The 1,856-nt window shown below is 64.9% G+C and carries 2 protein-coding genes and 1 pseudogene; 1 reads left to right on the top strand and 2 read right to left on the bottom strand.

From position 1 onward, the window contains the following. Both AC1DFC_RS29735 and AC1DFC_RS29730 read right to left on the bottom strand, forming a co-directional pair. Window positions 1-209, bottom strand: a pseudogene (locus AC1DFC_RS29735) (alpha/beta fold hydrolase); the annotation flags it as partial. 52 nt (window positions 210-261) lie between these two features. Then, window positions 262-1,155 (bottom strand): NAD(P)/FAD-dependent oxidoreductase, encoded by an 894-nt coding sequence (locus AC1DFC_RS29730; protein WP_478180582.1) that lies wholly within the window; start codon window positions 1,153-1,155, stop codon window positions 262-264. Window positions 1,156-1,251: 96 nt separating this feature from the next. Here AC1DFC_RS29730 and AC1DFC_RS29725 point away from each other — a divergent pair. Continuing rightward, a partial coding sequence (locus AC1DFC_RS29725; protein WP_478180581.1) for a TetR/AcrR family transcriptional regulator occupies window positions 1,252-1,856 on the top strand: 605 nt, incomplete at its 3' end.

Here is a 1,856-nt window from a genome sequence, read left to right as displayed (position 1 = left end):
GTCGGGGACGGGGCGTAACCGCGAAGCCATGGGGCGACGACGTGACGCCCACGGCGACCGAGCTCGGCAAGGAAGGGCTTCGCCGTCGGCGGATGGTCCGGGAAACCGTGCAAGACAAGCGTCGGCTGAGCTTCGGGATCACCACCCTGCAGCGCGTGAAAAGTGCCGTGTGGCAGGTCGAAGGTGACGTGTTCGAAGTCCATGTGCATCAGGCTTCTCTAAAAGTGCGTTTCCTCAGGCGCCGCGTGCGGATCCATGCCCTCAAGCCAGCATCGATTGCTGGGCGAAGATTCCCGCCATCGCGCCCTGCGACGATGCCTGGGTGACCGAGGGCAAGAAGGGCGTGGTCAGGTCGCCGGCGGCGTAGATGCCGGGCATGCTGGTTTGGCGGCGCTCGTCGACCTTGAGGACGATGCCGGTGGGCGTATCCACCGTGGCGAGGCCCAGTGATTCATGCAGGCTTGCGGACGGCTTGTTGCGCGGATGGGCGAACAGGACGTCGACCGCGACATTGCGGCCGGTATCGAGATTGACTGTGGAGATATGGCCCTTGTGATGGGCGATCTCGACGATCCGGCCATCGATGACAGGTATGTTGCGGCGCGCCAGATCGGCCTGGATATCGGGTGGGATGTCGTGACCATCGGCGAAGACAGTCAACTTGTCGGTCCAATCGCGGAACAGCCTGGCCTGATTGTGCGATTGCGGGCCGGACCAGACGAGGCCCCAATGCCGGTCGGCGACTTCAAAGCCGTCGCAATAGGGGCAGGGCACGATGGACGTGCCCCAGCTTTCGGCAAAGCCTGGAACCTCAGGCATCTGGTCGGCGACGCCGTAGCTCAGGATCACGCGGYGCGCCCCGAGGCTTTCGTGATCGTCAGTGACGACGCAGAAATCGTCGATGGCGCCAGACACGCTCTCGGCCCGGGCATTGACCAGCCTGATCGTTGGATAGCGCGCCAGCTGCTGCCGCGCCTCGGCCAGGATGTCCAGCGGTGGTTTGTGATCGTGGCCGAGCAGGCCATGCGAGTGGCCGGCAAAGCGGTTGCGCGGCCGGCCGGTATCGAGAACGGTGACCTTGCGGCGGGCACGGCCGAGTTGCAGGGCGGCGGCGAGGCCGGCAAAGCTGCCGCCGATGATGATGACGTCATTCATGGTGATGGGCTCCGTGTGGGCTGGTCGATTATTGGACTATMAAGTACAGTAATGTAGAGTCGATATAGTAAACTGTCAAGTCCACTAAATCTGCCCATGACCCGTCTACCAGTTTCTGATCCGAAGCCCCAACGCGGGCGGCCACGCGATCCCGAGCGCGTGCGGCGCATCCTGGAAGCGGCGCAAAGGCACTTCAACGAGCATGGCCTGGAGCGTGCCAGCGTGGATGCCATCGCCGCGGACGCAGGCGTCTCCAAGATGACCGTGTACAGCAACTTCGGCTCCAAGGAGGGGTTGTTCGAGGCGGTCGTGCGCGACAGGACGGCAGCCGTAATGGCTGGCTTCCCTGGCGCCGGGACGCTGGACCCGGACCAGCCGGAGAAGGTGCTGCTGGCGATCGGCGCACGGTTTCTCGCACTGGTGCGCGGTGACGCACTGGGCGCGTTGCGCGCTGTCTATGGCGTCGCGGGGGCGCAGCCGGAAGTCTGCCGCGCGTTGTACAAGGAGGGCCCGGAGCGTGTGAACGAYGCGCTGGCTGCATACCTGCGCCGTGCCAACTCGGCGGGCACGCTGAAGGTGCGGAACCCGCTTCAGGCGGCGGACCTGTTCCTGTCGATGTTCCTGGGCTCCGGGCACATCCGCGGACTGCTGAAGCTCGAGATGCCGGATACCCGGGAAAACAGGGCCCTTCTGCGCGAGGC

The organism is Variovorax sp. 10L421 (genome assembly GCF_056395365.1).
This window is presented reverse-complemented; position numbering and strand designations above follow the sequence as displayed.